The 25,614-nt window shown below is 60.6% G+C and carries 22 protein-coding genes and 1 pseudogene; 17 read left to right on the top strand and 6 right to left on the bottom strand.

The annotated features are described in order from the left end of the window. Nucleotides 1-9: 9 nt before the first annotated feature. Together KW839_RS15775 and KW839_RS15770 are read right to left on the bottom strand one after the other, a co-directional pair. Complete coding sequence (locus KW839_RS15775) at nt 10-1,497, bottom strand: gamma-aminobutyraldehyde dehydrogenase (RefSeq protein WP_218424805.1); 1,488 nt, start codon at nt 1,495-1,497, stop codon at nt 10-12. A 102-nt stretch (nt 1,498-1,599) separates the two neighbouring features. After that, on the bottom strand, nt 1,600-2,514 hold the full coding sequence (locus KW839_RS15770; RefSeq protein WP_060541837.1) for a LysR family transcriptional regulator: 915 nt from the start codon (nt 2,512-2,514) through the stop codon (nt 1,600-1,602). A gap of 205 nt (nt 2,515-2,719) precedes the next feature. Here KW839_RS15770 and KW839_RS15765 point away from each other — a divergent pair, with 205 nt between their 5' ends. The 8 genes from KW839_RS15765 to KW839_RS15730 all read left to right on the top strand — a co-directional run bounded on the left by KW839_RS15765 (nt 2,720) and on the right by KW839_RS15730 (nt 12,086). Further along, a complete protein-coding gene (locus KW839_RS15765; protein ID WP_060541836.1) occupies nt 2,720-3,403 on the top strand; it encodes a tellurite resistance TerB family protein in 684 nt (227 codons plus the stop codon). 255 nt (nt 3,404-3,658) lie between these two features. Next, entirely contained in the window at nt 3,659-5,281 is a 1,623-nt protein-coding gene (locus tag KW839_RS15760) for a methyl-accepting chemotaxis protein (protein WP_218424803.1), read from the top strand. Next, nucleotides 5,281-5,817, top strand: coding sequence for a chemotaxis protein CheW (locus KW839_RS15755; RefSeq protein WP_060541834.1), 537 nt, complete (start codon nt 5,281-5,283; stop codon nt 5,815-5,817). Before KW839_RS15760 ends, KW839_RS15755 begins: the two co-directional genes overlap by 1 nt. Next, nucleotides 5,814-7,085: a protein-glutamate O-methyltransferase CheR gene (locus KW839_RS15750; RefSeq protein WP_218424801.1), complete on the top strand. Its 1,272-nt coding sequence runs from the start codon at nt 5,814-5,816 to the stop codon at nt 7,083-7,085. The genes KW839_RS15755 and KW839_RS15750 overlap by 4 nt, the downstream gene beginning before the upstream one ends. Then, on the top strand, nt 7,082-7,762 hold the full coding sequence (locus KW839_RS15745) for a chemotaxis protein CheW (RefSeq protein ID WP_060541832.1): 681 nt from the start codon (nt 7,082-7,084) through the stop codon (nt 7,760-7,762). The genes KW839_RS15750 and KW839_RS15745 overlap by 4 nt, the downstream gene beginning before the upstream one ends. Continuing rightward, nucleotides 7,759-10,029 carry a hybrid sensor histidine kinase/response regulator gene (locus KW839_RS15740; protein WP_218424799.1) on the top strand — a complete coding sequence of 757 codons (2,271 nt, stop codon included), beginning with the start codon at nt 7,759-7,761 and terminating at the stop codon, nt 10,027-10,029. Before KW839_RS15745 ends, KW839_RS15740 begins: the two co-directional genes overlap by 4 nt. Beyond that, nucleotides 10,026-11,036 carry a chemotaxis response regulator protein-glutamate methylesterase gene (locus KW839_RS15735; protein WP_060541830.1) on the top strand — a complete coding sequence of 337 codons (1,011 nt, stop codon included), beginning with the start codon at nt 10,026-10,028 and terminating at the stop codon, nt 11,034-11,036. Before KW839_RS15740 ends, KW839_RS15735 begins: the two co-directional genes overlap by 4 nt. A 48-nt stretch (nt 11,037-11,084) precedes the next feature. Further along, nucleotides 11,085-12,086: a PleD family two-component system response regulator gene (locus KW839_RS15730; protein WP_218424798.1), complete on the top strand. Its 1,002-nt coding sequence runs from the start codon at nt 11,085-11,087 to the stop codon at nt 12,084-12,086. 139 nt (nt 12,087-12,225) lie between these two features. Here the strand turns inward: KW839_RS15730 and KW839_RS15725 are convergent, their stop codons facing one another. Next, nucleotides 12,226-12,564 carry a hypothetical protein gene (locus KW839_RS15725; protein WP_218424796.1) on the bottom strand — a complete coding sequence of 113 codons (339 nt, stop codon included), beginning with the start codon at nt 12,562-12,564 and terminating at the stop codon, nt 12,226-12,228. A 277-nt stretch (nt 12,565-12,841) separates the two neighbouring features. Between KW839_RS15725 and KW839_RS27685 the strand changes: the two are divergent. The 8 genes and pseudogenes from KW839_RS27685 to KW839_RS15690 form a co-directional block, all read left to right on the top strand. Next, a pseudogene (locus tag KW839_RS27685) lies at nt 12,842-12,994 on the top strand (diguanylate cyclase response regulator); the annotation flags it as partial. 248 nt (nt 12,995-13,242) lie between these two features. Then, nucleotides 13,243-14,338, top strand: a protein-coding gene (gene prfB, locus KW839_RS15720) for a peptide chain release factor 2 (protein ID WP_103394385.1) whose coding sequence is annotated in 2 segments (ribosomal slippage) — nt 13,243-13,314 and nt 13,316-14,338 — 1,095 coding nt in all. Because the reading frame shifts where the segments join, the coding sequence is not laid out codon by codon here. A 105-nt stretch (nt 14,339-14,443) separates the two neighbouring features. Then, nucleotides 14,444-15,946 (top strand): lysine--tRNA ligase, encoded by a 1,503-nt coding sequence (gene lysS / locus KW839_RS15715; protein WP_060541828.1) that lies wholly within the window; start codon nt 14,444-14,446, stop codon nt 15,944-15,946. A 111-nt stretch (nt 15,947-16,057) separates the two neighbouring features. After that, nucleotides 16,058-16,762 carry a TetR/AcrR family transcriptional regulator gene (locus tag KW839_RS15710; RefSeq protein ID WP_177336972.1) on the top strand — a complete coding sequence of 235 codons (705 nt, stop codon included), beginning with the start codon at nt 16,058-16,060 and terminating at the stop codon, nt 16,760-16,762. A gap of 344 nt (nt 16,763-17,106) precedes the next feature. Next, nucleotides 17,107-17,661, top strand: coding sequence for a hypothetical protein (locus KW839_RS15705; RefSeq protein ID WP_218424794.1), 555 nt, complete (start codon nt 17,107-17,109; stop codon nt 17,659-17,661). A gap of 29 nt (nt 17,662-17,690) precedes the next feature. Further along, the gene (locus KW839_RS15700) at nt 17,691-18,968 is read left to right on the top strand and encodes a flavohemoglobin expression-modulating QEGLA motif protein (protein WP_060541826.1); all 1,278 of its coding nucleotides are present in this window, start codon (nt 17,691-17,693) and stop codon (nt 18,966-18,968) included. Between the two features lie 146 nt (nt 18,969-19,114). After that, entirely contained in the window at nt 19,115-20,029 is a 915-nt protein-coding gene (locus tag KW839_RS15695) for an alpha/beta hydrolase (protein ID WP_218424793.1), read from the top strand. Next, nucleotides 20,026-20,355 (top strand): hypothetical protein, encoded by a 330-nt coding sequence (locus KW839_RS15690; protein ID WP_060541824.1) that lies wholly within the window; start codon nt 20,026-20,028, stop codon nt 20,353-20,355. Before KW839_RS15695 ends, KW839_RS15690 begins: the two co-directional genes overlap by 4 nt. Before the next feature lie 127 nt (nt 20,356-20,482). Here KW839_RS15690 and KW839_RS15685 read toward each other — a convergent pair whose 3' ends face one another. From KW839_RS15685 to KW839_RS15675, 3 genes are all read right to left on the bottom strand, one after another. Next, nucleotides 20,483-21,280 (bottom strand): OmpA family protein, encoded by a 798-nt coding sequence (locus KW839_RS15685; protein WP_060541823.1) that lies wholly within the window; start codon nt 21,278-21,280, stop codon nt 20,483-20,485. Nucleotides 21,281-21,326: 46 nt separating this feature from the next. Beyond that, nucleotides 21,327-21,740, bottom strand: a complete 414-nt coding sequence (locus KW839_RS15680; protein ID WP_060541822.1) for a DUF4398 domain-containing protein — start codon at nt 21,738-21,740, stop codon at nt 21,327-21,329. Nucleotides 21,741-22,386: 646 nt separating this feature from the next. After that, nucleotides 22,387-22,731, bottom strand: a complete 345-nt coding sequence (locus KW839_RS15675; protein WP_060541821.1) for a hypothetical protein — start codon at nt 22,729-22,731, stop codon at nt 22,387-22,389. Between the two features lie 202 nt (nt 22,732-22,933). Here KW839_RS15675 and ppc point away from each other — a divergent pair, with 202 nt between their 5' ends. Beyond that, on the top strand, nt 22,934-25,564 hold the full coding sequence (gene ppc / locus KW839_RS15670; protein ID WP_060541820.1) for a phosphoenolpyruvate carboxylase: 2,631 nt from the start codon (nt 22,934-22,936) through the stop codon (nt 25,562-25,564). Nucleotides 25,565-25,614: the final 50 nt, after the last annotated feature.

The following is a 25,614-nucleotide window of genomic DNA, read 5'->3' as shown; positions in this document are numbered from 1 at the left end:
TTAGCGTAGTCAGAGATGCTGGCCATGGCGCGCCATGATGTGCCGCACCACGCTGTAATCCTGAAGGGAATCGCTGGACAGGTCCTTGCCGTAGCCCGAACGCTTCAGGCCGCCGTGGGGCATTTCGCTGACCAGCATGAAATGGCTGTTGATCCAGGTGCAGCCATATTGCAGGCGTGCCGCGACCTGCATGGCCTTGTCGAGGTTCTGGGTCCAGACCGAGGAAGCCAGGCCGTACTCCGAGTCGTTGGCCCAGTCCACGACTTGTGAGAGTTCATCGAAACGGGTCACCGTGACCACTGGACCGAAGACTTCGCGCTGGACGATTTCATCGTTTTGCTTGCAGCCGGCCAGCAGGGTCGGCTGATAGTAGAAACCGGCTCCTGAATGCACTGCCGCGCCGGTTACCCGCTCGATGTGCGGCTGGCCGAGGGCGCGCTCGACGAAACTGGCCACGCGGTCGCGCTGACGGGTGCTGATCAGCGGGCCGATTTCATTGTCGGCGTCGCGTTTGCCGGCGAAGCGCAGGCTGCTCACCGCCGCGCCGAGTTCGGCCACCAGGCGGTCATGAATGCCGGCCTGAGCATAAATCCGGCAAGCGGCGGTGCAATCCTGACCGGCGTTGTAATAGCCATAGGTGCGCACGCCTTCGACCACGGCCTGGAGGTCGGCATCGTTGCAGACGATCACCGGGGCCTTGCCGCCAAGTTCCAGGTGGGTGCGTTTAAGTGTTTTCGACGCAGCCTGGAGGATTTTTTGTCCGGTGACGATATCGCCGGTCAGCGACACCATGCGCACTTTAGGATGGCTCACCAGGTGACTGCCGACGCCTTCACCGCCGCCGCAGATAATGTTGATCACGCCCGGCGGCAGGATCTCGGCCAGTGCCGGGGCCAGGGCCAGGATCGACAGCGGTGTGTGTTCCGAGGGTTTGAACACCAGGGTATTGCCGGCGGCGAGGGCCGGCGCGATCTTCCACGCGGCCATCATGATCGGGTAGTTCCACGGCGCTATCGAGGCGACGACGCCGATAGGGTCGCGGCGCACCATGCTGGTGTAGCCCGGTGCGTATTCACCGCTGAGCTGGCCGGTCTGGCAACGCACGGCGCCGGCGAAGAAGCGGAACACGTCGACCGTGGCGCTGAGGTCATCCTGGCGGGCCAGGTGCAGCGGCTTGCCGCAGTTCATGGATTCGAGGCGGGCAAGCAGGTCGGCGTTCTTTTCGATGGTGTTGGCGATGTCCAGCAACAGGTTCGAGCGCTGCTGCGGCGTGGTCCGTGACCAACCGGCGAAGGCGCGGTGGGCGGCGAGTATGGCCGCTTCGACTTGCTCGGTGCTGGCTTCGGCGATCTGTGTGATGACTTCGCCGGTGGCCGGATTGAGAATCGGCTCGGCGCGGCCCTGGCCGGCAACTAATTCACCATCGATCAACAGAGCGGTGAACAACGGGGTCTGTGCGCCAGCCATCTTTCGGGTTCTCTTTTCTTGTATAGCCATGCTGCTCCCTGTGACTGGGGCCTGGCCGTCTTATATAGATACGACAAGACTAGTGCGCGGACCCGAGGTCGACAAATTCTAAATACTGAAGGTAGCGTTCGATTAAATAGATGGCTTGCGCCCGCCATGAGGCTGTTCACGGGCGACGGTGAGGAACGGGTCCACCAGCGCCGGGCGTGCGGTGCCGCGACGCCAGGCCAGGCCGACGTCGAGGGTCTGGCTCAGGTCGGCGATGGTGCGCGCTTCGATGATGTCGCCCTCAAGGGACCAGGGGCGATAAGTCATGTCGGGCTGGATCGACACGCCCAATCCCGCAGCCACCAGGCTTCGCACGGCTTCGGTTGAGGCGGTCCTCAGGGTGATGCGCGGCTGCAATGAGGCGGCGGACCACATGCGCTGGGCATTGCGGTCCATCTCGTCGACGTTCAACTGAATCAGCGGCTCGCGGGCCACGTCGGCGAGGTTGATGCTGTCGTGTTCCAGCAGTGGATGCTGGGCCGGTAGCCACAGTCGATGGGGTGAATGGGTCAGAACTTCGGTCTGCAAGGCGTGGCGGTCTTCGAGGTTGGAAAGGATCAGCACGCCGACATCAATCTCGCCGCTGACCAGCAAGTGCTCGATATAAGGGCGTTCATCCTCCATCACGCGGATTTCAACGTTGGGGTAGGCGCGCTGGAAGCGCGTGAGCAAATCCGCCAGGTAATAGCCGGCGACCAGGCTGGTTACGCCGATGATCAACTGCCCGGCGACCTGGTCGGTGCTCTGTTGCAGACTGCGCTTGGCGTTGTCCACGGTGGCCAGGATAAGGTGCGCCTGACGCAGGAACTGATGGCCCTGGTGGGTAAGGGTCATGCCCTTGGCATGGCGACTGAACAGGCTGACACCGATTTCTTCTTCCAATTGCTGGATGGCCAGGGTCAGGGTCGACTGGGAAATGAATGCGGTTTGCGCGGCGGCCGAGATGGAGCCGGTCTCGGCTACGGCGATGAAATGACGGATCTGACGCAGGGTCATCATGGGAAAGGTCCCGGTGGGCTGTTTTTATCAATTTGTTGCAGTCTATATCGATTTTTCTGAGTGCAGCCGAAAGCTGCGAGCTTGAAGCGGCAAGTGCAAGGACGCAGGCAACATCTCGAAGCACTCTTGCGGGCGAGTCGTGGGCACTTTCAATCTAGGCTGGTGGCCTTATTTTCCGGTTAATCACTTTTATGGAGGCGGAAAAATGAACACCCGCGGATTGCTCGATCAATTATTCAAGTCCGGTCAGGACCTACTGCAGAACAAGGCCGGTGGCGCGCAGGGCAAGAGTGCAAGCGGCGGTCTCGGCAGTCTGCTCTCCGGTGCCGGGGGTAGCGCATTGGCCGCCGGGGCAATGGGCTTGCTGCTCGGTAACAAGAAGGCCCGCAAAGTCGGGGGCAAGGTCGCGGTTTACGGTGGCCTCGCCGCGTTAGGCGTACTGGCCTACAAGGCTTATGGCAACTGGCAGGCCCAGTCGGGTGCTGGATCAGCGCGTGAGCCGCAAACCGTCGACCGCGTGCCCGCCGTGCAGGTCGAGCAGCACAGCCAGGCAATCCTCAAGGCCATGGTGGCCGCGGCCAAGGCTGACGGTCACGTCGATGAGCGCGAACGTGCACTGATTGAAGGTGCGTTCACCAAACTGGACAACGATCAGGAGTTGCAGCACTGGCTGCACGCCGAACTGAACATGCCCCTGGACCCAAGCGTTGTCGCCCGCGCCGCCAGTACCCCGGAAATCGCCGCTGAAATGTACATCGCCAGTGTGATGATGGTCGACGAGGAGAACTTCATGGAGAAGTCCTACCTCGATGAACTGGCGCGGCAACTCAAGCTGGAGCCAGGGTTGAAGGCCGAGCTGGAGAGACAGGTGCGCCAGGCTTCGCTGTAGGCGCCGAGGCCGCCTGACCGCGGGCAGGTTCGCTGCCACAAGGACCATCGGCGAGCACAAATGTTGTGCTCGCATAAGGTTATTGTGGGATCGGGCCTGTTCACGATGACAATTGCAGTTGCGCTCAGTGTCTTAATGGCCAATTGATAGCCTGTTTCTGCCAGGAGGGTAAAATAGTGTAAGCGACCGTCTTATAGGTGTAACACCGCCCTCGGCTATACTCCGCCCATTTGGCATCAGGCCCGAGGATCGACTGTGAAGAACTGGACGTTGCGCCAACGCATTTTGGCGAGTTTTGCGGTAATTATCGCCATTATGCTGTTGATGGTGGTCGTCTCGTATTCACGGCTGTTGACGATCGAATCCAGCGAAGCCAGTGTTCGCGAGGATGCACTTCCCGGGCTGTATCACAGTTCGATGGTGCGCAGTGCCTGGTCCGACAGTTATCTACGAATGCTGGGCATGCTTGGCCTGGAGCAAGGGAACGGCTTCAGCGCTGAGGATGTCTCGGACTTCAAGGGCTACTCCGCGCGCCTGCAAGAGCAGATGGAGCTCTATCGCGCAACAGTCACGACCGAAGAAGACAAAGTCGAGTACGCCGCGTTCGAAAAGCTGGCGGCGGATTACCAGCGGATTCTGTTGGCCGTGATCGAGTTGTACAAACGCAATCAGAACGCCGAAGCGATCAAGACATTCAATGAAGAGCTGACCCCGACCTGGACGGCGGGTCGTCTGAAACTCACTGATATCCTGCGCCACAACAAGGCAGTGGCAGATGCGGAAGTAGCAGCCATCGACGACGCTGTCCTCACCGCGAAAGTCATCATGGGCATTTCCTTGGTGATCGCCGTATTGGCGGCCGGCCTCTGCGGCCTGTTGTTGATGCGCGCCATCATGGCGCCGATGAATCGCATCGTGGAAATTCTCGGAATCATGCGCACCGGTGATCTCAGCAGTCGCCTGAATCTGGAGCGCAAGGACGAATTCGGTGCGGTGGAAACCGGCTTCAACGACATGATGACCGAGCTGACGTCCCTGGTGTCCCAGGCCCAGCGCTCGTCGGTGCAGGTCACTACCTCGGTCACCGAGATCGCCGCCACGTCCAAGCAACAGCAAGCCACCGCCACCGAAACCGCTGCCACCACCACGGAAATCGGCGCGACGTCGCGGGAAATCGCCGCCACTTCCCGTGACCTGGTGCGCACCATGACAGAAGTCTCCACCGCCGCCGACCAGGCCTCGGTGGCCGCCGGCTCCGGGCAACAGGGCCTGGCGCGGATGGAAGAAACCATGCACTCGGTAATGGGCGCGGCCGATCTGGTCAACGCCAAGCTGGCGATCCTCAACGAGAAGGCCGGCAACATCAACCAGGTGGTGGTGACCATCGTCAAGGTCGCCGACCAGACCAACCTGCTGTCGCTCAACGCCGCCATCGAAGCGGAGAAAGCCGGGGAGTACGGTCGCGGGTTCGCCGTGGTCGCCACCGAAGTGCGACGTCTGGCGGACCAGACTGCCGTGGCCACCTATGACATCGAGCAAATGGTCCGTGAGATCCAGTCGGCGGTGTCCGCCGGGGTCATGGGCATGGACAAGTTCTCCGAGGAAGTGCGCCGGGGCATGTCCGAGGTGCAGCAAGTCGGCGAGCAGCTGTCGCAGATCATCCATCAGGTTCAGGCACTGGCGCCACGGGTGTTGATGGTCAACGAAGGCATGCAGGCCCAAGCCACCGGTGCCGAGCAGATCAACCACGCGCTGGTGCAACTGGGTGACGCCAGCAGTCAGACCGTCGAATCCCTGCGCCAGGCCAGCTTCGCCATCGACGAGCTGAGCCAGGTGGCCGTAGGGCTGCGTAGTGGCGTTTCGCGATTCAAAGTCTGATGAGCGAAATCACCGCCAAACGCGCTGCCGTGAAACAGGCGGCGCACGCGTTGTTTCTGGTGTTTCGCGTCGGCAGCGAGCGCTATGCATTACAAGCGATAGAGGTGGCGCAAGTGCTGCCGTGCCATGCGTTGAAGCCGATCCCCGGTACCCCCGAATGGGTCGCCGGCGTGTTCGCCTGTCGTGGTGTGGTGGTACCGGTGATTGACCTCTGCGCACTGGCCTTTGGTTCGCCCGCCCAGGCCCGTACCAGTACGCGGCTGGTGCTGGTCAACTACCGTCGCGATGAAAGCGCGGAAACGAAACTGCTCGGGTTGATTCTGGAGCAGGCCACCGACACCCTGCGTTGCGATCCGGCGGATTTTCAACCCTATGGACTGGACAATCGCCAGGCGCCGTACCTGGGACCGGTGCGCAAGGACGAGCAGGGTTTGCTGCAATGGGTGCGGGTCAGGGATCTGCTGAACGATGAGGTTCGCGCACTGTTGTTCCCTTCGCCACCGCTGGACCTGGCGTCGCTTGAGGCGCACTCATGAACAGCGACCAGCGCTTTTTCGATTTCCTCAAGGCGCGCATCGGCCTTGACGTGACCTCGGTAGGGCCGGCGATCATCGAGCGTGCCGTGCGCCAGCGCAGTGCCGCGTCGCATGCGCTGACAGCCGATCATTACTGGCAACTGCTGCAAGGCTCAGAGAACGAACAGCAGGCACTGATCGAAGCGGTGATCGTCCCGGAAACCTGGTTCTTCCGTTACCCGGAGTCCTTCGTCACCCTGGCCAGGCTGGCCAGCAAACGCCTGACCGAGATCAATAACCTGCGTGCGCTGAGGATCCTCAGCCTGCCGTGCTCCACCGGAGAAGAACCGTACTCGATAGCCATGGCGTTGCTCGATGCCGGGCTCAAGCCGCATCAGTTCAAGGTCGACGGCATGGACGTCAGCCCCCTGTCTGTGGAAAAAGCCAGGCGTGCGCTGTATGGCAAAAACTCCTTTCGTGGCCACGACATGGGCTTTCGAGAACGCCATTTCAGCGCCGCAGGCGATAGTTTTCGCCTTGACCAGAGAGTGCTCGAGCAGGTGCGCCTGCAGGTCGGCAATCTGCTTGATCCGGCGCTGCTGGCCGGTGAGCCGCCGTATGACTTTGTGTTCTGCCGTAATCTGCTGATCTATTTTGACCAGGCAACGCAGAAGCAGGTGTTTGAAGTGCTCAAGCGCCTGACCCACGTGGATGGCGTGCTATTCATCGGTCCGGCCGAGGGTGCTCCGCTGGGGCGCTTGGGCATGCGCTCGATTGGCATTGCACAATCCTTTGCTTTCAGTCACCAGAACGCCCCGGTGCCTGAGCCGTTCCCCCTCTTCGTACCTGCGCCTTTACCGGTGCAGAAACAACTGCGCAGCGCCCCGCCAACGTCACTGCGCAGCCGTCCGTTTGCCAGCGTGGCGCCGATGCCTGCTGCGGCAAAGAAGCCGGATTCCGACACGGCCGGGTTGCTGGCAAACATCGCCGCCCTGGCCAACGAAGGCAAAACTGCACAAGCAAGGGTCGCCTGTGAAAGTTATCTGCGCAGCCACGAGCCGGTAGCCCAGGTTTTTTGCTGGCTGGGGTTGCTCAGCGACGTGGCCGGCAATGCCCTGGAGGCCCAGGGTTTTTATCGCAAGGCGTTGTACCTCGAACCGCAACATCCCGAGGCGTTGATGCACCTGGCGGCATTGCTGCAAGCCCAGGGCGACACCGCGGGTGCCAGACGATTACAGGAGCGTGCCGCCCGCAGCGGCCGCGCCGCCGACAGTGAGCGTAAACGATGACCGCCTCCGATACCTTTCGCGTCAGCCGGGACGCCCAGGCCATCGACGATTGCTGGAACCGCATCGGGATTCACGGTGACAAATCCTGCCCGTTGCTGGGTGAGCACATTCACTGCCGTAATTGCGCGGTGTATTCGGCCGCCGCCACGCGTTTGCTCGATCGTTATGCGTTGCAGCAGGAAGATCGCGAGCAAGTGTCCATTGCGCTCGAGAGCGAGGTGAAAACCCGCTCGCTGTTGATGTTTCGCCTGGGCGAAGAATGGTTGGGCCTGGCTACCCGCAGTCTGGTCGAAGTGGCGCCGATGCAGGCGATTCACTCTTTGCCGCACCAGCGCTCCCGGGCCCTGCTCGGTGTTGCCAATGTGCGCGGCGCGTTGGTGGCGTGCCTGTCGCTGGTGGAACTGCTCGGGCTCGATGGCAGCGGCAACGTCGCGCCTGGCATCCGGGTCATGCCGCGCATGCTGATCATCGCGGCTCACGGCGGGCCGGTGGTGGTGCCGGTGGATGAGGTCGACGGGATTCACGCCATCGATGAGCGCATCCTCGATGCGGCCTCGCGCTCCGGTGCCCAGGCCAGCGCCATATACACCCGGGGCGTGTTGCAATTCAAAGGCCGCAGCCTGCGCTGGCTGGATGAAGAGCAGCTGCTGACAGCCGTGACACGGAGCCTCACATGACCCCTGAGCAAATGCGCGACGCCTCTTTGCAGGAGCTGTTCAGCCTGGAAGCCGAGGCCCAGACCCAGGTGTTGAGTGCCGGTCTGTTGGCGCTTGAACGCAACCCGACCCAGGCCGATCAGCTCGAGTCGTGCATGCGCGCGGCACACTCGCTCAAGGGCGCGGCGCGGATCGTGGGTATCGATGCCGGGGTCAGCGTTGCCCACGTGATGGAAGATTGTCTGGTCAGTGCCCAGGAAGGGCGTCTGCTGCTGTGCCCGGAGCATATCGATGCGTTGCTGCAAGGCACCGATCTGCTGATGCGCATCGCCACACCGAACAACAATCCGCAAGGGGCCGAGATCGAAGCCTATGTGGCACGGATGGCGCAATTGCTCGACCCGAACGCCACGGCGGCAGCACCGGTGATGGCCGAACTGCAGCTCGAAGCGCCAGTGCCCGGGATCGAGCCAGTGGCAGAGGACATTGAGCCGCCTGCGGCCAAGACACTGCGCAAAAGAAAACCCGCGACGGAAAACGGCGAACGTGTGCTGCGCGTTACCGCCGAGCGCCTGAACAGCCTGCTCGATCTGTCGAGTAAATCCCTGGTCGAAACCCTGCGGCTCAAACCGCATCTGGCCGCCATGCAGCGTCTCAAACGCCTGCAGAACAACAGCCAGCGCGCGCTGGAGAACCTCAATACGCATCTCAAGGACCAGGCCTTGAGCCTGGAAGCCCGGGAAGCCCTCGAGGATTCCCGGCGACTTCTGGCGCAATCCCAGCAATTGCTGGTGGAAAAGAACACCGAACTCGATGAGTTCGCCTGGCAGGCCGGCCAGCGGGCGCAGGTGCTGTACGACACGGCATTGGCCTGTCGGATGCGGCCGTTTGCTGATGTGCTGAGCGGACAAGTGCGCATGGTCCGCGATCTGGGCCGCGACTTGGGTAAACAGGTGCGCCTGGAGATCGAGGGTGAGAAGACCCAGGTCGATCGCGACGTGCTGGAAAAGCTCGAAGCTCCGCTGACCCATTTGCTGCGCAACGCGGTCGATCATGGCATTGAAAGCCCTGAGCAGCGCCTGCTGGCAGGCAAGCCGGCTGAAGGCCTGATCCGCCTGCGCGTCTCCCATCAGGCCGGGCTGTTGGTGCTGGAGTTGAGTGATGACGGTAATGGCGTGGACCTGGAAAAGGTCCGCCGCAGCATCATCGAACGGCAGTTGTCGCCAGCGCAAACCGCCGCGCAGTTGAGCGAGGAAGAGCTGCTGACGTTCCTGTTTCTGCCGGGTTTCAGCCTGCGCGACACGGTCACCGAAGTCTCTGGACGCGGCGTCGGGCTTGATGCGGTGCAGCACATGGTCCGGCAATTGCGCGGCGCCGTGGTACTGGAGCAGACGGCGGGCGAGGGCAGCCGCTTCCATCTGGAAGTGCCGCTGACCCTGTCAGTGGTGCGCAGCCTGGTGGTAGAGGTCGGCGACGAAGCCTACGCCTTCCCTTTGGCTCACATTGAACGCATGTGCGATCTGGAGCCGGCGGATATCGTCCAGGTCGAAGGTCGCCAGCACTTCTGGCACGAGGGCCGACACGTGGGGCTGGTGGCGGCGACTCAGCTATTGCAGCGCCCGGCGAGCCAGAACAGCCCGCAAACATTGAAAGTCGTGGTAATCCGCGAACGCGATGCGATCTACGGCGTGGCGGTGGAGCGCTTTATCGGCGAACGGACATTGGTGGTGCTGCCGCTGGATGAGCGTCTGGGCAAGGTGCAGGACATTTCTGCCGGGGCCTTGCTCGACGACGGTTCAGTGGTGCTGATCGTCGACGTCGAAGACATGCTGCGCTCCGTGGATAAACTGCTCAATACCGGGCGTCTGGAACGCATCGCCCGGCACAGCAGCAAGGTCGTCGAAGCCGCGCGCAAGCGGATTCTGGTGGTCGACGACTCCCTGACCGTGCGAGAGTTGCAGCGTAAATTGCTACTCAATCGCGGCTATGACGTAGCGGTCGCGGTGGATGGCATGGACGGCTGGAACGCCCTGCGTTCGGAGGATTTCGATCTGCTGATCACCGACATTGATATGCCGCGCATGGATGGCATCGAACTGGTCACGCTGCTGCGTCGGGACAATCGCCTGCAATCGCTGCCGGTGATGGTGGTGTCCTACAAGGATCGCGAAGAAGATCGCCGTCGGGGGCTGGATGCCGGCGCCGACTACTATTTGGCCAAGGCCAGTTTTCATGACGACGCCCTGCTCGATGCAGTGGTCGAGCTCATTGGAGGAGCGCGGGCATGAGGATCGCAATCGTCAACGACATGCCAATGGCAGTGGAAGCCCTGCGCCGCGCTCTGGCGTTCGAGCCGGCTCACCAGGTGGTCTGGGTCGCCGGCGACGGGGCCGAGGCAGTGCACCTGTGCGCGCAGGATACGCCGGACCTGATCCTGATGGACCTGATCATGCCTGTGATGGATGGCGTCGAGGCTACCCGGCGGATCATGAATGAGACCCCTTGCGCCATCGTCATTGTTACCGTCGATCGCCAGCAGAATGTCCACCGGGTGTTCGAAGCCATGGGCCACGGGGCACTGGACGTCGTCGACACTCCGACCCTCGGTGCCGGTAATGCCCAGGAAGCGGCCGCGCCATTACTGCGCAAAATCATCAACATCGGCTGGCTGATCGGCGAAAAGGTCAGTGGCGAACGTTCCGCCCCCGGCCCGTCACGCAATCAGGGTTCGCGACAAAGGCTGATTGCCATCGGTTCATCCGCCGGCGGACCCGCTGCGCTAGAGGTCCTGCTCAAGGGGCTGCCGCGCAACTTCTCAGCGGCCATCGTGCTGGTACAGCACGTTGACCAGGTGTTCGCCGCCGGCATGGCCGAATGGCTCGGCAGTGCCAGCGGCCTCGACGTGCGGCTGGCCCGCGAAGGTGAGCCGCCGCAAAGCGGCACGGTCTTGCTGGCCGGCACCAATCATCATATCCGTCTGTTGAAAAACGGCACGCTGGCCTACACCGCCGAACCGGTCAACGAAATCTACCGACCCTCTATCGACGTGTTCTTCGAGAGCGTGGCCCATCACTGGGCGGGCGATGCCGTAGGCGTATTGCTCACCGGCATGGGGCGTGATGGCGCCCAGGGGCTTAAACTCATGCGCCAGCAGGGTTACCTGACCATCGCACAGGACCAGAACAGCAGCGCGGTCTACGGCATGCCGAAAGCGGCCGCGGCCATCGACGCTGCCGTGGAAATTCGCCCACTGGACAAGATAGCGCCACGATTGCTGGAGATTTTCTCCAAATGACTACTTTTTTTCGCAACCCTGGCCCAGGCAGTACTCAGGTGACCGCACATGAATGATTTACAGATCGACGACTTCAAGAGCGACGAAAACGCCGCCATGGTATTGCTGGTGGACGATCAGGCGATGATTGGCGAAGCCGTGCGCCGTGGATTATCGAATGAAGAGAACATCGACTTCCATTTCTGCGCCGACCCGCACCAGGCGATCGCCCAAGCGGTGCGCATCAAGCCGACGGTGATTCTCCAGGACCTGGTGATGCCGGGCCTGGACGGCCTGAGCCTGGTACGCGAATACCGCAATCATCCGGCGACCCGGGACATTCCGATCATCGTCCTGTCGACCAAGGAAGACCCGCTGATCAAGAGCGCGGCGTTCGCCGCCGGCGCCAACGATTACCTGGTCAAACTGCCGGACAACATCGAACTGGTCGCGCGCATCCGCTATCACTCGCGGTCCTACATGACCCTGTTGCAGCGCGACGCCGCTTACCGGGCGTTGCGGGTCAGCCAGCAACAGTTGCTCGACACCAACCTGGTGCTGCAGCGCCTGATGAACTCCGACGGCCTGACCGGATTATCGAACCGCCGGCATTTCGATGAATACATGGAACTGGAATGGCGCCGTGCGTTGCGCGAGCAGAGTCAGTTGTCGTTGCTGATGATCGACGTCGACTATTTCAAGTCCTACAACGACAACTTCGGTCACGTGGAAGGCGACGAAGCCCTGCGCAAGGTGGCCGAGGCGATCCGCAACGCCAGCTCCCGGCCTTCCGACCTGCCGGCCCGTTACGGCGGCGAAGAATTCTCCCTGGTGCTGCCCAACACCTCGCCGGGCGGTGCCCGACTGGTGGCGGAAAAACTGCGCCAGACCATCGAAGCCCTGAAAATCCCGCACAACTCCCCAAGTGAAGGTTCAAGCCTGACCGTCAGCATCGGCCTGTCGACCATCATCCCGAAACCGGGCGGCAATTACCGCGACCTGGTCTCGGCGGCGGACAAGGGGCTTTATTCGGCGAAGAAAAATGGGCGTAATCAGGTTGGGGTTGGGTAGCGGCTGCTATATGGATAGCTGGAATAGTACATTTTGATAGTTGGATGCAGATAGTTGATAAGTTTGTTCTTAATGGAGCAGAGATAAAGCTCGCGCTCTAAGGCGACATGGCTAGGCTTTAGTGCGCTAGTCATGTTGGCTAGAGAGTGACTGTTGCGATCAGTCCAGTAGCCCCCAGGATAAATCCTATCAGCGCACCTCTTTCAGGAAGCTCCTTCAGCATTGCATAAATAACAATGGGCTCTAAAACGAGAAGAAGCGTCAATGACGCTACTGTTACCACCCAAATATTTCCGGTGGCTTGATACCCGAGCCAGTATGCAAATACCAAGCTGACCCCGGCAATACATATGAGGATTAAAGGCTTTAAGAAGCTTAATGGAGCTTCTGACGGGGAAGAAGGTAGTTTTGATGCGTATACTTCGCTGTATATAGTTAATATCTCGCCAAAAATCATAAGTGTCAGCGCGGCGGCCATGTAGTAGTGGTTTTTCATTTTTTGTAATGGGCTGTGATTGGTAGTGCGATACACTTATAAGTAAAATCTAATGCTCATGCAATGGGTAATAATGTAGGAACGGTCCGATTTTGTTGACGTCATTTCCTACGGAATAATCGAGGCATTTGTTCCGGAGTGGCTGAGCATTTGCGGTGTCTTTAATCGGACTCGGTCTTATCGTATGTCTCATCTTGTTCGGCCATCAGTGCGGGAGCTAATGAGCACAGTTGACTCACGCTGATCAATTGTCCTGCAGGCGGAGGGCAATACGCTTATGAATAGCGCGGAGGTCCAACGGCCGACCGCCATCCCGAAACCGGGCGGCAATTACCGCGACCTGATCTCGGCGGCGGACAAGGGCCTGTATTCGGCGAAGAAAAATGGGCGTAATCAGGTTGGGGTCGGGTAAACCGTACCCTGTGCAGGTGCGAGCAGGCTCCGGGCGGCGATCCGACGATGGGCGTGAACGATAACGCTTAAAGCCAGATACCCAGCGGTGCTTGCGGTTTTTCGCGAGCAGGCTCGCTCCTACAGGGGTCTGCGTCGTTTCAGGGATTGCCTGTTAACATGCCTTTTCGGCCAGGCGGACTGCCGTTTTTGGCTGTTTACCGGTATACTCGCCGGCTTTCAAAAGTTCGCCAACGAGTGCTGCCCGCCATGGAAATCAACCCGATCCTTAACACCATCAAGGACCTGTCCGAGCGCTCCGAAACTATTCGGGGGTATCTTTGACTACGATCAAAAGCATGAGCGTCTGACTGAAGTCAATCGCGAGCTTGAAGATCCGAGTGTCTGGAACAAACCTGAATACGCCCAGGAGCTGGGCCGCGAGCGTGCTGCACTGGCGCAGATCGTCGAAACCCTGGACGAACTGAACACCGGTCTGGCCGATTGCCGCGACCTGCTGGACATGGCCGTCGAAGAAAACGATGAAGGCGCAGTGGGCGATGTCGTCGCCGAGCTGGCCCGTCTCGAGGAAAACCTCGCCAAGCTTGAATTCCGCCGCATGTTCAGCCACGAAATGGACCCGAACAACGCCTACCTGGACATCCAGGCCGGCTCCGGCGGCACCGAAGCCCAGGATTGGGCCAACATCCTGTTGCGCATGTACCTGCGCTGGGCTGACAAACGCGGTTTCGACGCGACCATCATGGAACTGTCCGCCGGTGAAGTCGCCGGGATCAAGGGCGCCACCGTGCACATCAAGGGCGAATACGCCTTTGGCTGGCTGCGTACCGAAATCGGCGTGCACCGTCTGGTGCGCAAGAGCCCGTTCGACTCCGGCAATCGTCGTCACACATCTTTCTCTGCGGTGTTCGTTTCCCCGGAGATCGATGACAAGGTCGAAATCGAAATCAACCCGGCAGACTTGCGGATCGACACCTATCGTTCCTCGGGTGCCGGTGGTCAGCACGTAAACACCACCGACTCGGCCGTACGTATCACCCACGTACCGACGAACACCGTGGTCAGCTGCCAGAACGAACGTTCCCAGCACGCCAACAAGGACACCGCCATGAAAATGCTGCGGGCCAAGTTGTATGAGCAGGAAATGCAGAAACGCAACGCGGCCTCCCAGGCCCTGGAAGACACCAAGTCCGATATCGGCTGGGGTCACCAGATTCGTTCGTACGTGCTGGATGCCTCGCGGATCAAGGATTTGCGCACTAACATCGAACGCAGCGACTGCGACAAGGTACTCGACGGCGATATCGACGAATACCTGGAAGCCAGCCTGAAATCCGGGCTGTAAGACATGCAATACGGGATCGGTCTCGATCCCTTGTAGGAGCCGGCTTGCTGGCGATCCCCGGCCGCAGGCCGGGGGCAACGAACCCGTGATGGAATATTTAAAGACATGAGCGACCAAGAACTCGACCCGCAAGCCCTGCAACAGGAAGAAAACTCCCTGATCGCCCTGCGCAAGGAAAAGCTTGCTGCCGAGCGCGCCAAGGGCAATGCCTTCCCCAACGACTTCCGCCGCGACAACTACTGCGATGTGCTGCAGAAACAGTACGCGGACAAGACCAAGGAAGAGCTGGCAGAGGCTGCGATCCCGGTCAAGGTTGCCGGTCGTATCATGCTCAACCGTGGCTCGTTCATGGTAATCCAGGACATGACCGGACGAATCCAGGTCTACGTCAATCGCAAGACTCTGTCCGAAGAAACCCTGGCCGCGGTGAAAACCTGGGACATGGGCGACATCATTGCCGCCGAAGGCACCCTGGCCCGTTCCGGCAAAGGTGACCTGTACGTTGAAATGACCAACGTGCGCCTGCTGACCAAGTCCCTGCGCCCACTGCCGGACAAGCACCACGGCCTGACCGACACCGAGCAGCGCTACCGCCAGCGTTATGTTGACCTGATCGTCAACGAAGACGTGCGCCAGACGTTCCGCGTGCGTTCGCAAGTCATCGCCCACATCCGTACCTTCCTGATGAAGCGTGACTTCCTGGAAGTGGAAACGCCGATGCTGCAATCCATTCCGGGCGGCGCGGCAGCCAAACCGTTTGAAACCCACCACAACGCGCTGGACATGGAAATGTTCTTGCGCATTGCGCCTGAGCTGTACCTCAAGCGGCTTGTTGTTGGCGGGTTTGAAAAAGTGTTCGAGATCAACCGCAACTTCCGTAACGAAGGCGTATCGACTCGTCACAACCCTGAATTCACCATGTTGGAGTTCTATCAGGCTTACGCCGACTACGAAGACAACATGGACCTGACCGAAGAACTGTTCCGTGAGCTGGCGCAGCTGGTTCTGGGCAGCACCGATGTGCCGTACGGCGACAAGGTGTTCCACTTCGGCGAGCCGTTCGTGCGTCTGTCGGTGTTCGACTCGATCCTCAAGTACAACCCTGAGCTGACCGCTGACGACCTGAACGACATCGACAAGGCCCGTGCCATCGCCAAGAAAGCCGGCGCCAAGGTGCTGGGTTTCGAAGGCCTGGGTAAATTGCAGGTGATGATTTTCGAAGAGCTGGTCGAGCACAAGCTGGAGCAGCCGCACTTCATCACCCAGTACCCGTTCGAAGTGTCGCCGCTGGCCCGTCGCAACGACGACAACCCGAACGTCACCGACCGTTTCGAGCTGTTCATCGGCGGCCGTGAAATCGCCAACGCCTACTCCGAGTTGAACGACGCGGAAGACCAGGCCGAGCGCTTCATGGCCCAGGTGGCCGACAAGGACGCCGGCGACGACGAAGCCATGCACTACGACGCCGACTTCGTGCGTGCCCTTGAATACGGCATGCCGCCAACGGCCGGTGAAGGTATCGGCATCGACCGCCTGGTGATGTTGTTGACCAACTCACCGTCGATCCGCGACGTGATCCTGTTCCCGCACATGCGGCCGCAAGCGTAAGTGTTTCACTTAAAAAACCGCCTCTTCAGGCGGTTTTTTATTGCCTGTCTGGTACAAACGTATCAACTTGTGACTTTCACCTGAGAGGAAATACCTGTCGTGATTCGTGCAATAGCTCAAGAAGGTGCAGCGGATATCGCCACTGCGGTCGCTGAAAGTGTTCAGTACCAGGGCCGCAAGGCCAGCCGACAGGGCAGCGAGCAGCGTCGACAGGACATCCTCGATGCCGCCATGCGCATCGTCGTGCGCGATGGCGTGCGGGCTGTACGCCACCGTGCGGTGGCGGCCGAGGCGGCGGTGCCATTGTCGGCGACCACCTACTATTTCAAGGATATCGATGACCTGCTCAACGATACCTTCGCCCAATACGTTGAGCGCAGCGCGGCCTACATGGCCAAGTTGTGGATCAACAATGAAGGCCTGTTGCGCGAGATGGTCGACAGCGGCGACGGCAGCCCGCAGGCGCGCTCGAAGCTGGCGGACAACATCGCACGGCTGATGACCGACTATGTCCATCGGCAACTGGTCAACCGCCGCGAGCACTTGATGGCCGAGCAGGCGTTTCGTCAGGAAGCGTTGCTCAACCCGCGCCTGGCCCAACTGGTGCGCTCGCATCAGCAGATTCTGCTGCAGGGCACCTGCCAGTTATTTCAGGTACTGGGTTCCCGTGAGCCTGACCAGGATGCCAAAGTGTTGACGGCGATTATCGGGCGGATGGAATATCAGGGCCTGCTCAATGACGCCGAACCTGACGCCGAAGAGGAAATGCTCGGTATCCTGACGCGTTACATGCATTTGGTGCTGGCGTCGGTGTGATTCCTGTAAGAGCGGGCTTGTGTGGTGAGAGGGGGGTTGTGGCAGGGGGACTTTCGTGGCAAAGGGACTTTTGTGGCTAGGGTGCTTGTGTGGCTAGGGTTGCTTTTGTGGCGAGGGGGCTTGCCCCCGTCGGGCCGCGAAGCGACCCCAAAACAGGGACTACTGCGTAGTCCAACGGGGGCAAGCCCCCTCGCCACAAAAGCCCCCTGGCCGCACAAGCCCCTTTGCCACACAGGCCCCTTTGCCACACAGGCCCTCTTGCCACACAAGCCCCTCGCCACGGGCTCGCGTCCACAGGCTGAGGTGGTCATTTGAGGGCGAAGCGTGTCGATAGGGAGTGTTGAATGAGAGTCTGGCGTGTCGTTGTGATCGCCTTGTCGTTCCTGCTGCTCAGCGGCTGCCTGGTGACGTTCAAGGCGCCGCTGCCCACCAGCGAGCCCGCGCCCAAAGGGCTGCTTGGCGAATGGACCAGCACCAACGCCTGGGGTGAGCCGCTCAACCTGGAGCTGACCCGCATCGGCGATAATCGCTATCAGGCCGTCAGCTACTACAGGGCCAGGCCCAAGGAGCGCGAAGCTTATCCCTTCACCGTGTCGCGTCATGGCAATCGCTGGTATCTGTCGGCGAAAGTGCCGGCGCAGTTCGGCGGGCATTTCACTATCGCCGGCTTCGAACTCACCGACAAACATGAACTGGTGGTTTATAACCTCGACCTCGACCAGATCAACCAGGCCATCAAACAACGCTCCCTGAGCGGACAAGTCTTCCAGACTGACGATGGCGATGGCGTGCTGATCGACAGCAACATGGATCAAGTCTCGGCGTACCTCGACGACCCGGCCAATACCGATGTGTTCGTCGAGGCCGTGCGCTACCAGCACCAGGCCAAAACCAAATAACCCGGCACGTTTTTCTACAGGAGTTCCGCGTGGACGATTACCAGCAGTCGATACGCATTTTGTCTGACCGCATTGTGCTGGCGCAGACGCCGATTCGCGTACTCGATGCGGTCAAATGGGATGACAACATTCGCAAAGGCTTCCTGAAGGCCAAGGGCAAGGAAATGCCCGCAGTGGATCGCGACTACTACCTCAACCGGCCGCTGGCGTTCGACTCCAGCCAGGTGAAGCTGGAGTTCCAGAATATCGAGCGCGACATCACTCGCCAGCTCGGCCAGTTCAACCCGGTCGGGCAGATCATGCGGCGCATGTGCAAGGAATACCGCATGGTAGTGCGCATGCTCGAAGCGCGCGGTACCGAGGACTTCGGCCTGATTTCCCAGGAGCTTTACGGCGCCGCTTCCGATGCGTTCCACGCCGGAGACCCGACCCTGTCCGACCTGGGCCTGATGCTGTCCGACTACCTGAACAACATCGACGGCCGTGGTGACCTCAAGGATGAACCCAAGACGCTGACCGCCAAGGAAGCGGTGGACATGCTGCAGCATCGCCTGAACAAAGTGTTTGGCGAGGCCGAGGAAACCATCCGGGTATTCGAATCCGACGGGATTGTTGCCGATGCGGCGGCCGGTGCCGACTACATCAAGATCCGCACCGATGCGATGTTCAACCAGCGCGACGTGCGCGCGCTGGAAGTCCACGAAGGGCTGGTGCACGTTGGCACCACGCTCAACGGCTTGAACCAGCCTATCTGTACCTTCCTGTCCAAAGGCCCACCCTCGTCCACGGTGACCCAGGAAGGCCTGGCGATCCTGATGGAGATCATCACCTTCGCTTCCTACCCCAGTCGCTTGCGCAAACTGACCAACCGCACCCGGGCGATTCATATGGTGGAGGAGGGCGCCGACTTCCTGCAGGTGTTCGAGTTCTTCCGTGAGCAAGGCTTCGAGATGGCTGACAGCTATAGCAACACCAGCCGCGTTTTCCGCGGTTCGGTGCCGACAGGTCTGCCATTTACCAAAGACTTGTCCTATCTCAAGGGCTTCATCATGATTTACAACTACATTCAGCTGGCGGTGCGCAAAGGCAAGCTGGAGCAGATTCCGCTGCTGTTCTGCGGCAAGACCACTCTGGAAGACATGCGCACCTTGCGCCAGCTGGTGGATGAAGGCCTGGTGGTACCGCCCAAGTACCTGCCGGAACAGTTTCGCGACATGAACGCTTTGTCGGCGTGGATGTGCTTCTCCAACTTCCTCAACCACCTGAGCCTGGACCGGATCGAGGCGGATTACTCCAACATCCTGTGAGTGAGTCGGCCCCTGTGGGAGCGGGCTTGCTCGCGAATGCGGTCTAACATTCAGAACGTCTATTGACTGACACACTGCTTTCGCGAGCAAGCCCGCTCCCACATTCGTTCTGTGTTCCAACCACCATTAATGCGAGGCTTCAACGGATGAGAATCCTCGGCATCGTTTGCCTCCTCCTGACCTTGAGCGGTTGCGGCTCGTTGCTGTTCTACCCAGAGCCAGGCCAGCTATTCACCCCGGAAAAAGCCGGGCTTCAATACCGCGAGGTCACCCTGACCACCGCCGACGGCCTCAAGCTGAATGCCTGGTGGCTGGCGGCCAAGCAGGGTGTCGAAGTCAAAGGCACTGTCCTGCACCTGCACGGCAACGGTGGCAACCTGCCTATGCACCTCGGCGGCAGCTTCTGGTTACCGAAAAACGGTTACCAGGTGTTGCTGATCGACTATCGCGGATACGGCCTGTCCGAGGGCGAACCGAGCCTGTCGGGGATCTATCAGGACATCGACACCGCGTTCAAATGGCTCGACCAGGCACCCGAGGTCAAGGGCAAGCCGCTGGTCTTGCTCGGCCAGAGCCTGGGTGGCTCGATGGCCGTGCATTATCTGGTGCAGCACCCGCAACGGCAGACGCAACTCAAGGCCATCGTGCTCGATGGCGCACCCGCCAGCTACCGCGATGTCGGGCAATTTGTCCTGAGTACGTCATGGCTGACCTGGCCATTTCAGGTGCCGCTGTCGTGGCTGGTACCGGATGGTGACAGTGCGATCAATTCAATCGCGCAACTCAAAGGCGTGCCGAAACTGATCTACCACAGCATCGACGATCCGATCGTGCCTCTTTCCAACGGCATCCGTCTGTATCAAGCTGCGCCGCCGCCGCGAGTGTTGCAACTGACCCGGGGCGGTCATGTGCAGACCTTCGCCGACCCGGTTTGGCGCAACGTCATGCTGCGTTATCTTGATGACCCGCAGCATTTCAACGGTCTGCGCCGCCTGGGTGAAATCCCCAATTACCCGGCGCCCCAGCATTCTGAAGATGAACCACCAGAGAGTCCGCAATGAGTGAAGAACGTAACGCCATCCCGCTGATCATCACCGGTATCTGCAGCATCCTCGGCACGGTAGCTGCCCTGTGGTGGTACGGCTACCTGCACTTTGCCAAACCGGAAGACGCGCTGCTGCTCAGCGAGTTCACCATGCTCAAGACGGTGCCGGGTGAAGACTACCGAGTCTCCCTGGAGCCGGCCTCGCAAGTGGCGCAGTGCGTTGATGGTGTGCTGGTGCTGTTCGACATGGACCAGAAAGGCCTGACCGGGGTGCTGGTGGACAGCAAGAAGAAAGCCGTGCGTTGCATGGGGCAGGAAACGCCGCAAAAGCTGGAGCAGTAAGACTGGATAAATCAACTGTGGGAGCGGGCTTGCTCGCGAATGCGGTCTTACATTCAACATCACTGTTGTCTGACACACCGCCTTCGCGAGCAAGCCCGCTCCCACATTGGTTACGTATTTCCACCCGTTATTGGCTGTTGACACTCACCGCCGAACGCGGAATCACCGGCTGGTTGTCATTGGAAATAGTCACTTCCACCCGACGGTTCATCGCCCGCCCCGAAGTACTGGTGTTATCGGCTACGGGATATTCCTTGCCATAACCCTGGGCGACGATGCGCGTCGGATCAACACCCATCTTCACCAGCGCCGCACGCACGGAGTTTGCGCGGCGTTCCGACAGCGACTGGTTGTGCGAAGCCGTACCGGTACTGTCGGTATAGCCTTCGACAATCACTTTACGGTCCGGGTTTTCCTGCAGGTACTGCGCCAGTTTATTGGTGTTGACCAAGCCGTTGGAGTTCAGCTCGGCTTTGTCGGTGGCGAACAGTACGTCGCCGAAGGTCACCAGGGTGCCGCGATCGGTCTGCTTGGCGTTGAGGCTGTTCTGCAACTGTTTGATCTGTTGGTCGCGGGCATCCAGTCGGGCCTGGGCCCGTTGCGCCGAGGCGTCTTTGAGATTGGCTTCGGCGGTGCGCAGGGCGATGGTTTGCTTGGCGACTTCCACCCGCTGGTTGGTCAGATACGCCAGTTGGTCAACCTGGGCCGCGTCTTCCTTGTCCATGTAGGCCTTGTCGGCCTTGTTCAAATAGTCGCTGGCTTCCTTGGTTTCCAGAGCGGCGACTTTGCTTGCCTGCGGGTTGGCCTGCAGGCCGGCGTAATTGGTTCGGGCCTGTTCGAGGTTGGCGTTGGGAGGCGTGGAGCAGGCCGCCAAGGCAACGGTGACAGCCAGCAGGGCAGGGATCATCAATTGTGTGCGCTTCATGGTTTCGTCCTTTTAGTTGAATAAGAAATACGTCGTGCCGCGGCGTTTATTGAACGGTGCGCTGGCTTTCCTGACGCAGTTCCTGGACCCCTTTCTGAGAGTCCTTCACCGTCTGATCAGCTTTCATGGCCTGGGCCTTGCGCTCGGCCACGCGGGCGTCCCACTCGGCTTGTTCGGCGAGCAGTCGGGCCTCGTCGTATTTCTTGTCATGCATGGCGATCTCGGCCTGTTTGAGCTTGTCCTGGGCGGATTTCATTTCCACCGCGGCGAACTCGGTGCCACCGGCGCTCACGGCGTCGTTGACGGCTGATTGGGTTACCGCGTATTGCTCGGTGGGAGGGTTACCGGCGCAACCGGCCAGAATCAGGCCGGTGCCGAGGGCCAGCGCCGCCAGTTTCAAACTGCGCAGGTGGGTGAACGAGGGGATGCCAGTACGGGTTTTCATAGTCTTCAACTCCATTGGGTCAACTCCTGATAAACGTTGAAAATCCATCCTGGGCAAGGAGCCGCGAACCGTCTAATTTGAGAGAATTTGAAACGCTCGTCCCAGGTGTGGTTACCTGGTTGACCCGGAGCTTTTTTCGAAAGTTCAGAGAAATTTAGCCAGCTATCGAAAAACCGTGACGGAATCGGCAGGGTTCCAGGCCGTGTTTTTGGGAGTGGAGTATGTTTGCGATGGTTGTTAACGATTACGCGGGGTGTCTGGTTCGCCGTGGTGGTCTTGAGTCCATCGCGAGCGTGCTCGCTCCTACAGTGGACCGTATTCCCATGTAGGAGCGAGCCTGCTCGCGATGGTGGTTAACGATAACGCGGGGAGTCTGGTTCCCCACGGTGGTCTTGAGTCCATCGCGAGCGTGCTCGCTCCTACAGTGGACCGTATTCCCAGGTAGGAGCGAGCATGCTCGCGATGGTGGTTAACGATTACGCGGGGAGTCTGGTTCGCCGCGGTGGTCTTGAGTCCATCGCGAGCGTGCTCGCTCCTACAGTGGACCGCATTCCCAGGTAGGAGCGAGCCTGCTCGCGATGGTGGTTAACGATTACGCGGGGAGTCTGGTTCCCCACGGTGTAATTGAGTCCATCGCGAGCAGGTATGGCGGGGAGGGAGATCAGTGTTTCTGCTTGTCGTCGCCGGCTGCCAAATCGTGTAGATGGCGACGTGACAGGGCTAGAAAACGCGGGGTCGGCCCGACGTCTTCATACAGCGGATCACCCTCTTCATCGGTGGCGACCACGGTCGAGCCTTTCACATAGGGGAAGCTTCTTTCCAGTTCCTCCAGGGCGGCACCGATCAGGTCACCGAGCAGTTCTTCGGGATGCCGCTTGGGGTACATATCGATGATCGCCGCCAGGCGGGCGGCGGCTTCCACGTCCAGATGAATCGAGTAGCCGGTATCGGTCAGGCGACCCTTGGCGTTTTCTTCCCAATGGTGGGCGAGTTCGCGGATTTTCATAGAGACCTCATGGTGCGTCTGCTCGTGGCAGGCAGTGTGAGTGTCCGGCAAGTGCCGGCGAAGGTCGTTGTACGGCCTTCTGTTGAGACTAGCTTCAACCGGCAAAGTTTGACGTCACTTCGTCGTCTGGCTTGTAAGAACCCGTCTGGAGCGGCACTCTCTAGGTTAAAAGCCGCCCGGATTCTTTGCTGGAGACCCGCTGATGACCGATATTGATGCACGCTTGCGCGAAGACGTTCACCTGTTGGGTGAGCTGCTGGGCAACACCATTCGTGAACAGTATGGCGAGGGGTTTCTCGACAAGATCGAGCAGATCCGCAAGGGCGCCAAGGCCGACCGTCGCGGCTCCATGGATGCCGAGCTCAGCGCCAGTCTCAATCAACTGACCGAAGACGAATTGCTGCCGGTGGCGCGGGCGTTCAACCAGTTTCTCAACCTGGCCAACATCGCCGAGCAGTACCAACTGATCCACCGTCGCGAAGAAACCCAGGCCGCGCCGTTCGAAGCCCGGGTACTGCCTGAATTGCTCGCGCGCCTGCGCGCCGAAGGGCACGGTGCCGAGGCGCTGGCCCGGCAATTGGGACGACTGGAGATCGAGCTGGTCCTCACGGCGCACCCGACCGAGGTCGCCCGGCGCACGCTGATCCAGAAATACGACGCCATTGCCGCGCAACTGGCGGCGCTGGACCACCGCGACCTGACCGCTAGCGAGCGGGAACAGATCCAGGCCACGTTGCAGCGCCTGATCGCCGAAGCCTGGCACACCGAAGAAATCCGCCGCACCCGCCCGACACCGGTTGACGAAGCCAAATGGGGTTTCGCGGTGATCGAACATTCGCTGTGGCAGGCGATCCCCAATTACCTGCGCAAGGCCGATCAGGCCCTGCATGCCGCCACTGGCCTGCGTTTGCCACTGGAAGCGGCGCCGATCCGCTTTGCCTCGTGGATGGGCGGTGACCGCGACGGCAACCCCAACGTGACGGCGACGGTCACCCGCGAAGTACTACTGCTGGCGCGCTGGATGGCGGCAGACCTGTATTTGCGCGATGTCGATCACCTGGCCGCTGAATTGTCCATGCAACAGGCCAGCGAAGCACTCAAGGCCAAGGCCGGCGACAGCGCCGAACCTTACCGGGCGGTGCTCAAACAGCTGCGAGAGCGCTTGCGGGCGACGCGTAACTGGGCGCACAGCGCATTGTCGGCGCCGACGCCGGCACCGGCCGATGTGCTGCAAAACAACCGTGAGCTGCTCGACCCGCTGGAGCTGTGCTTTCAGTCATTGCACGAGTGCGGCATGGGCGTGATTGCCGACGGCCCGTTGCTCGACTGCCTGCGCCGGGCAGTGACCTTCGGCCTTTTCCTGGTGCGCCTCGATGTGCGTCAGGACTCGTCGCGGCACACCGGTGCCATGACCGAAATTACCGACTACCTGGGCCTGGGTCGCTACGAAGACTGGAGCGAGGAAGAGCGCATCGCCTTCCTGCTGCGCGAACTGGGTAACCGGCGACCATTGCTGCCGACGTACTTCAAACCCTCTGCCGACACCGCCGAAGTACTGGCGACCTGCCGGGAAATCGCTGCCGCACCGGGCGCGTCCCTGGGTTCTTACGTGATCTCCATGGCCGGCGCCGCTTCCGATGTGCTGGCCGTGCAATTGCTGCTCAAAGAGTCCGGCGTGTTGCGGCCGATGCGTGTGGTGCCGCTGTTCGAAACCCTGGCCGACCTCGACAACGCCGGCCCGGTGATCGAGAAACTGCTGCTGTTGCCGGGTTATCGTTCACGCCTACAAGGGCCGCAGGAAGTGATGATCGGCTATTCCGACTCGGCCAAGGACGCCGGCACCACGGCGGCGGCCTGGGCGCAGTATCGGGCGCAGGAGCGCCTGGTGGATATCTGCCGCGAACAGCAAGTGGAACTGCTGCTGTTCCACGGCCGCGGCGGCACCGTGGGCCGTGGCGGCGGCCCGGCCCATGCGGCGATTCTGTCGCAGCCGCCGGGGTCGGTGGCGGGGCGCTTCCGGACCACCGAACAGGGGGAAATGATTCGATTCAAGTTCGGCCTGCCGGACATCGCCGAACAGAACCTCAACCTTTATCTGGCGGCGGTGCTTGAAGCGACCCTGTTGCCACCGCCACCACCGACACCTGAGTGGCGACACTTGATGGACGAACTGGCGGCCGACGGTGTCAGCGCCTATCGCGCGGTGGTGCGGGAAAATCCGCAGTTCGTCGAGTACTTCCGCCAGTCCACCCCGGAGCAGGAACTCGGCCGCTTGCCTTTGGGCAGCCGGCCGGCCAAGCGACGGGCCGGCGGGATCGAGAGCCTGCGGGCGATTCCATGGATCTTCGGCTGGACCCAGACACGCCTGATGCTGCCAGCCTGGCTCGGCTGGGAAGCGGCCCTGAGCAAGGCGCTGGAACGCGGCGAAGGCGAACTGTTGGGGCAGATGCGCGAGCAGTGGCCGTTCTTCCGTACCCGTATCGATATGCTGGAAATGGTCCTGGCCAAAGCCGACGCGGATATTGCGCGGTCCTACGACGAGCGTCTGGTCGAGGCGGATCTGCTGCCATTGGGCGCGCACTTACGCGACCTATTGTCGCAGGCGTGCACCATCGTCCTGGGCCTGACCGGTCAGTCGCAGCTGCTGGCACATAGCCCAGCCACCCTTGAGTTCATCCGCTTGCGCAACACTTACCTCGACCCGCTACATCTATTGCAGGCCGAGTTGCTGGCCCGTTCGCGACTGCAGGATGTAGCGCAGGGCAGCCCAGTAGAACAGGCCTTGCTGGTGTCTGTGGCGGGGATTGCCGCCGGTTTGCGTAACACCGGCTAAGGTTTTTGCCTCGGGTTCAGGCCTGCGGTCGATGTGCCGCAGGTCCGCGC

The sequence above is a fragment of the Pseudomonas sp. PDM31 genome, assembly GCF_019218965.1.
GTDB lineage: Bacteria > Pseudomonadota > Gammaproteobacteria > Pseudomonadales > Pseudomonadaceae > Aquipseudomonas.
Note: the sequence above shows the minus strand (reverse complement) of the source record. Positions and strands in the feature narration are given on the sequence as shown.

Excerpts from the sequence above, each read along its gene's own strand:
- KW839_RS15775 (WP_218424805.1), bottom strand. The coding sequence starts at position 1,497 with ATGGCTATACAAGAAAAGAGAACCCGAAAGATGGCTGGCGCACAGACC.
- KW839_RS15770 (WP_060541837.1), bottom strand. The coding sequence starts at position 2,514 with ATGATGACCCTGCGTCAGATCCGTCATTTCATCGCCGTAGCCGAGACC.
- KW839_RS15765 (WP_060541836.1), top strand. The coding sequence starts at position 2,720 with ATGAACACCCGCGGATTGCTCGATCAATTATTCAAGTCCGGTCAGGAC.
- KW839_RS15755 (WP_060541834.1), top strand. The coding sequence starts at position 5,281 with ATGAGCGAAATCACCGCCAAACGCGCTGCCGTGAAACAGGCGGCGCAC.
- KW839_RS15750 (WP_218424801.1), top strand. The coding sequence starts at position 5,814 with ATGAACAGCGACCAGCGCTTTTTCGATTTCCTCAAGGCGCGCATCGGC.
- KW839_RS15745 (WP_060541832.1), top strand. The coding sequence starts at position 7,082 with ATGACCGCCTCCGATACCTTTCGCGTCAGCCGGGACGCCCAGGCCATC.
- KW839_RS15740 (WP_218424799.1), top strand. The coding sequence starts at position 7,759 with ATGACCCCTGAGCAAATGCGCGACGCCTCTTTGCAGGAGCTGTTCAGC.
- KW839_RS15735 (WP_060541830.1), top strand. The coding sequence starts at position 10,026 with ATGAGGATCGCAATCGTCAACGACATGCCAATGGCAGTGGAAGCCCTG.
- KW839_RS15730 (WP_218424798.1), top strand. The coding sequence starts at position 11,085 with ATGAATGATTTACAGATCGACGACTTCAAGAGCGACGAAAACGCCGCC.
- KW839_RS15725 (WP_218424796.1), bottom strand. The coding sequence starts at position 12,564 with ATGGCCGCCGCGCTGACACTTATGATTTTTGGCGAGATATTAACTATA.
- lysS (WP_060541828.1), top strand. The coding sequence starts at position 14,444 with ATGAGCGACCAAGAACTCGACCCGCAAGCCCTGCAACAGGAAGAAAAC.
- KW839_RS15705 (WP_218424794.1), top strand. The coding sequence starts at position 17,107 with ATGAGAGTCTGGCGTGTCGTTGTGATCGCCTTGTCGTTCCTGCTGCTC.
- KW839_RS15695 (WP_218424793.1), top strand. The coding sequence starts at position 19,115 with ATGAGAATCCTCGGCATCGTTTGCCTCCTCCTGACCTTGAGCGGTTGC.
- KW839_RS15690 (WP_060541824.1), top strand. The coding sequence starts at position 20,026 with ATGAGTGAAGAACGTAACGCCATCCCGCTGATCATCACCGGTATCTGC.
- KW839_RS15685 (WP_060541823.1), bottom strand. The coding sequence starts at position 21,280 with ATGAAGCGCACACAATTGATGATCCCTGCCCTGCTGGCTGTCACCGTT.
- KW839_RS15680 (WP_060541822.1), bottom strand. The coding sequence starts at position 21,740 with ATGGAGTTGAAGACTATGAAAACCCGTACTGGCATCCCCTCGTTCACC.
- KW839_RS15675 (WP_060541821.1), bottom strand. The coding sequence starts at position 22,731 with ATGAAAATCCGCGAACTCGCCCACCATTGGGAAGAAAACGCCAAGGGT.
- ppc (WP_060541820.1), top strand. The coding sequence starts at position 22,934 with ATGACCGATATTGATGCACGCTTGCGCGAAGACGTTCACCTGTTGGGT.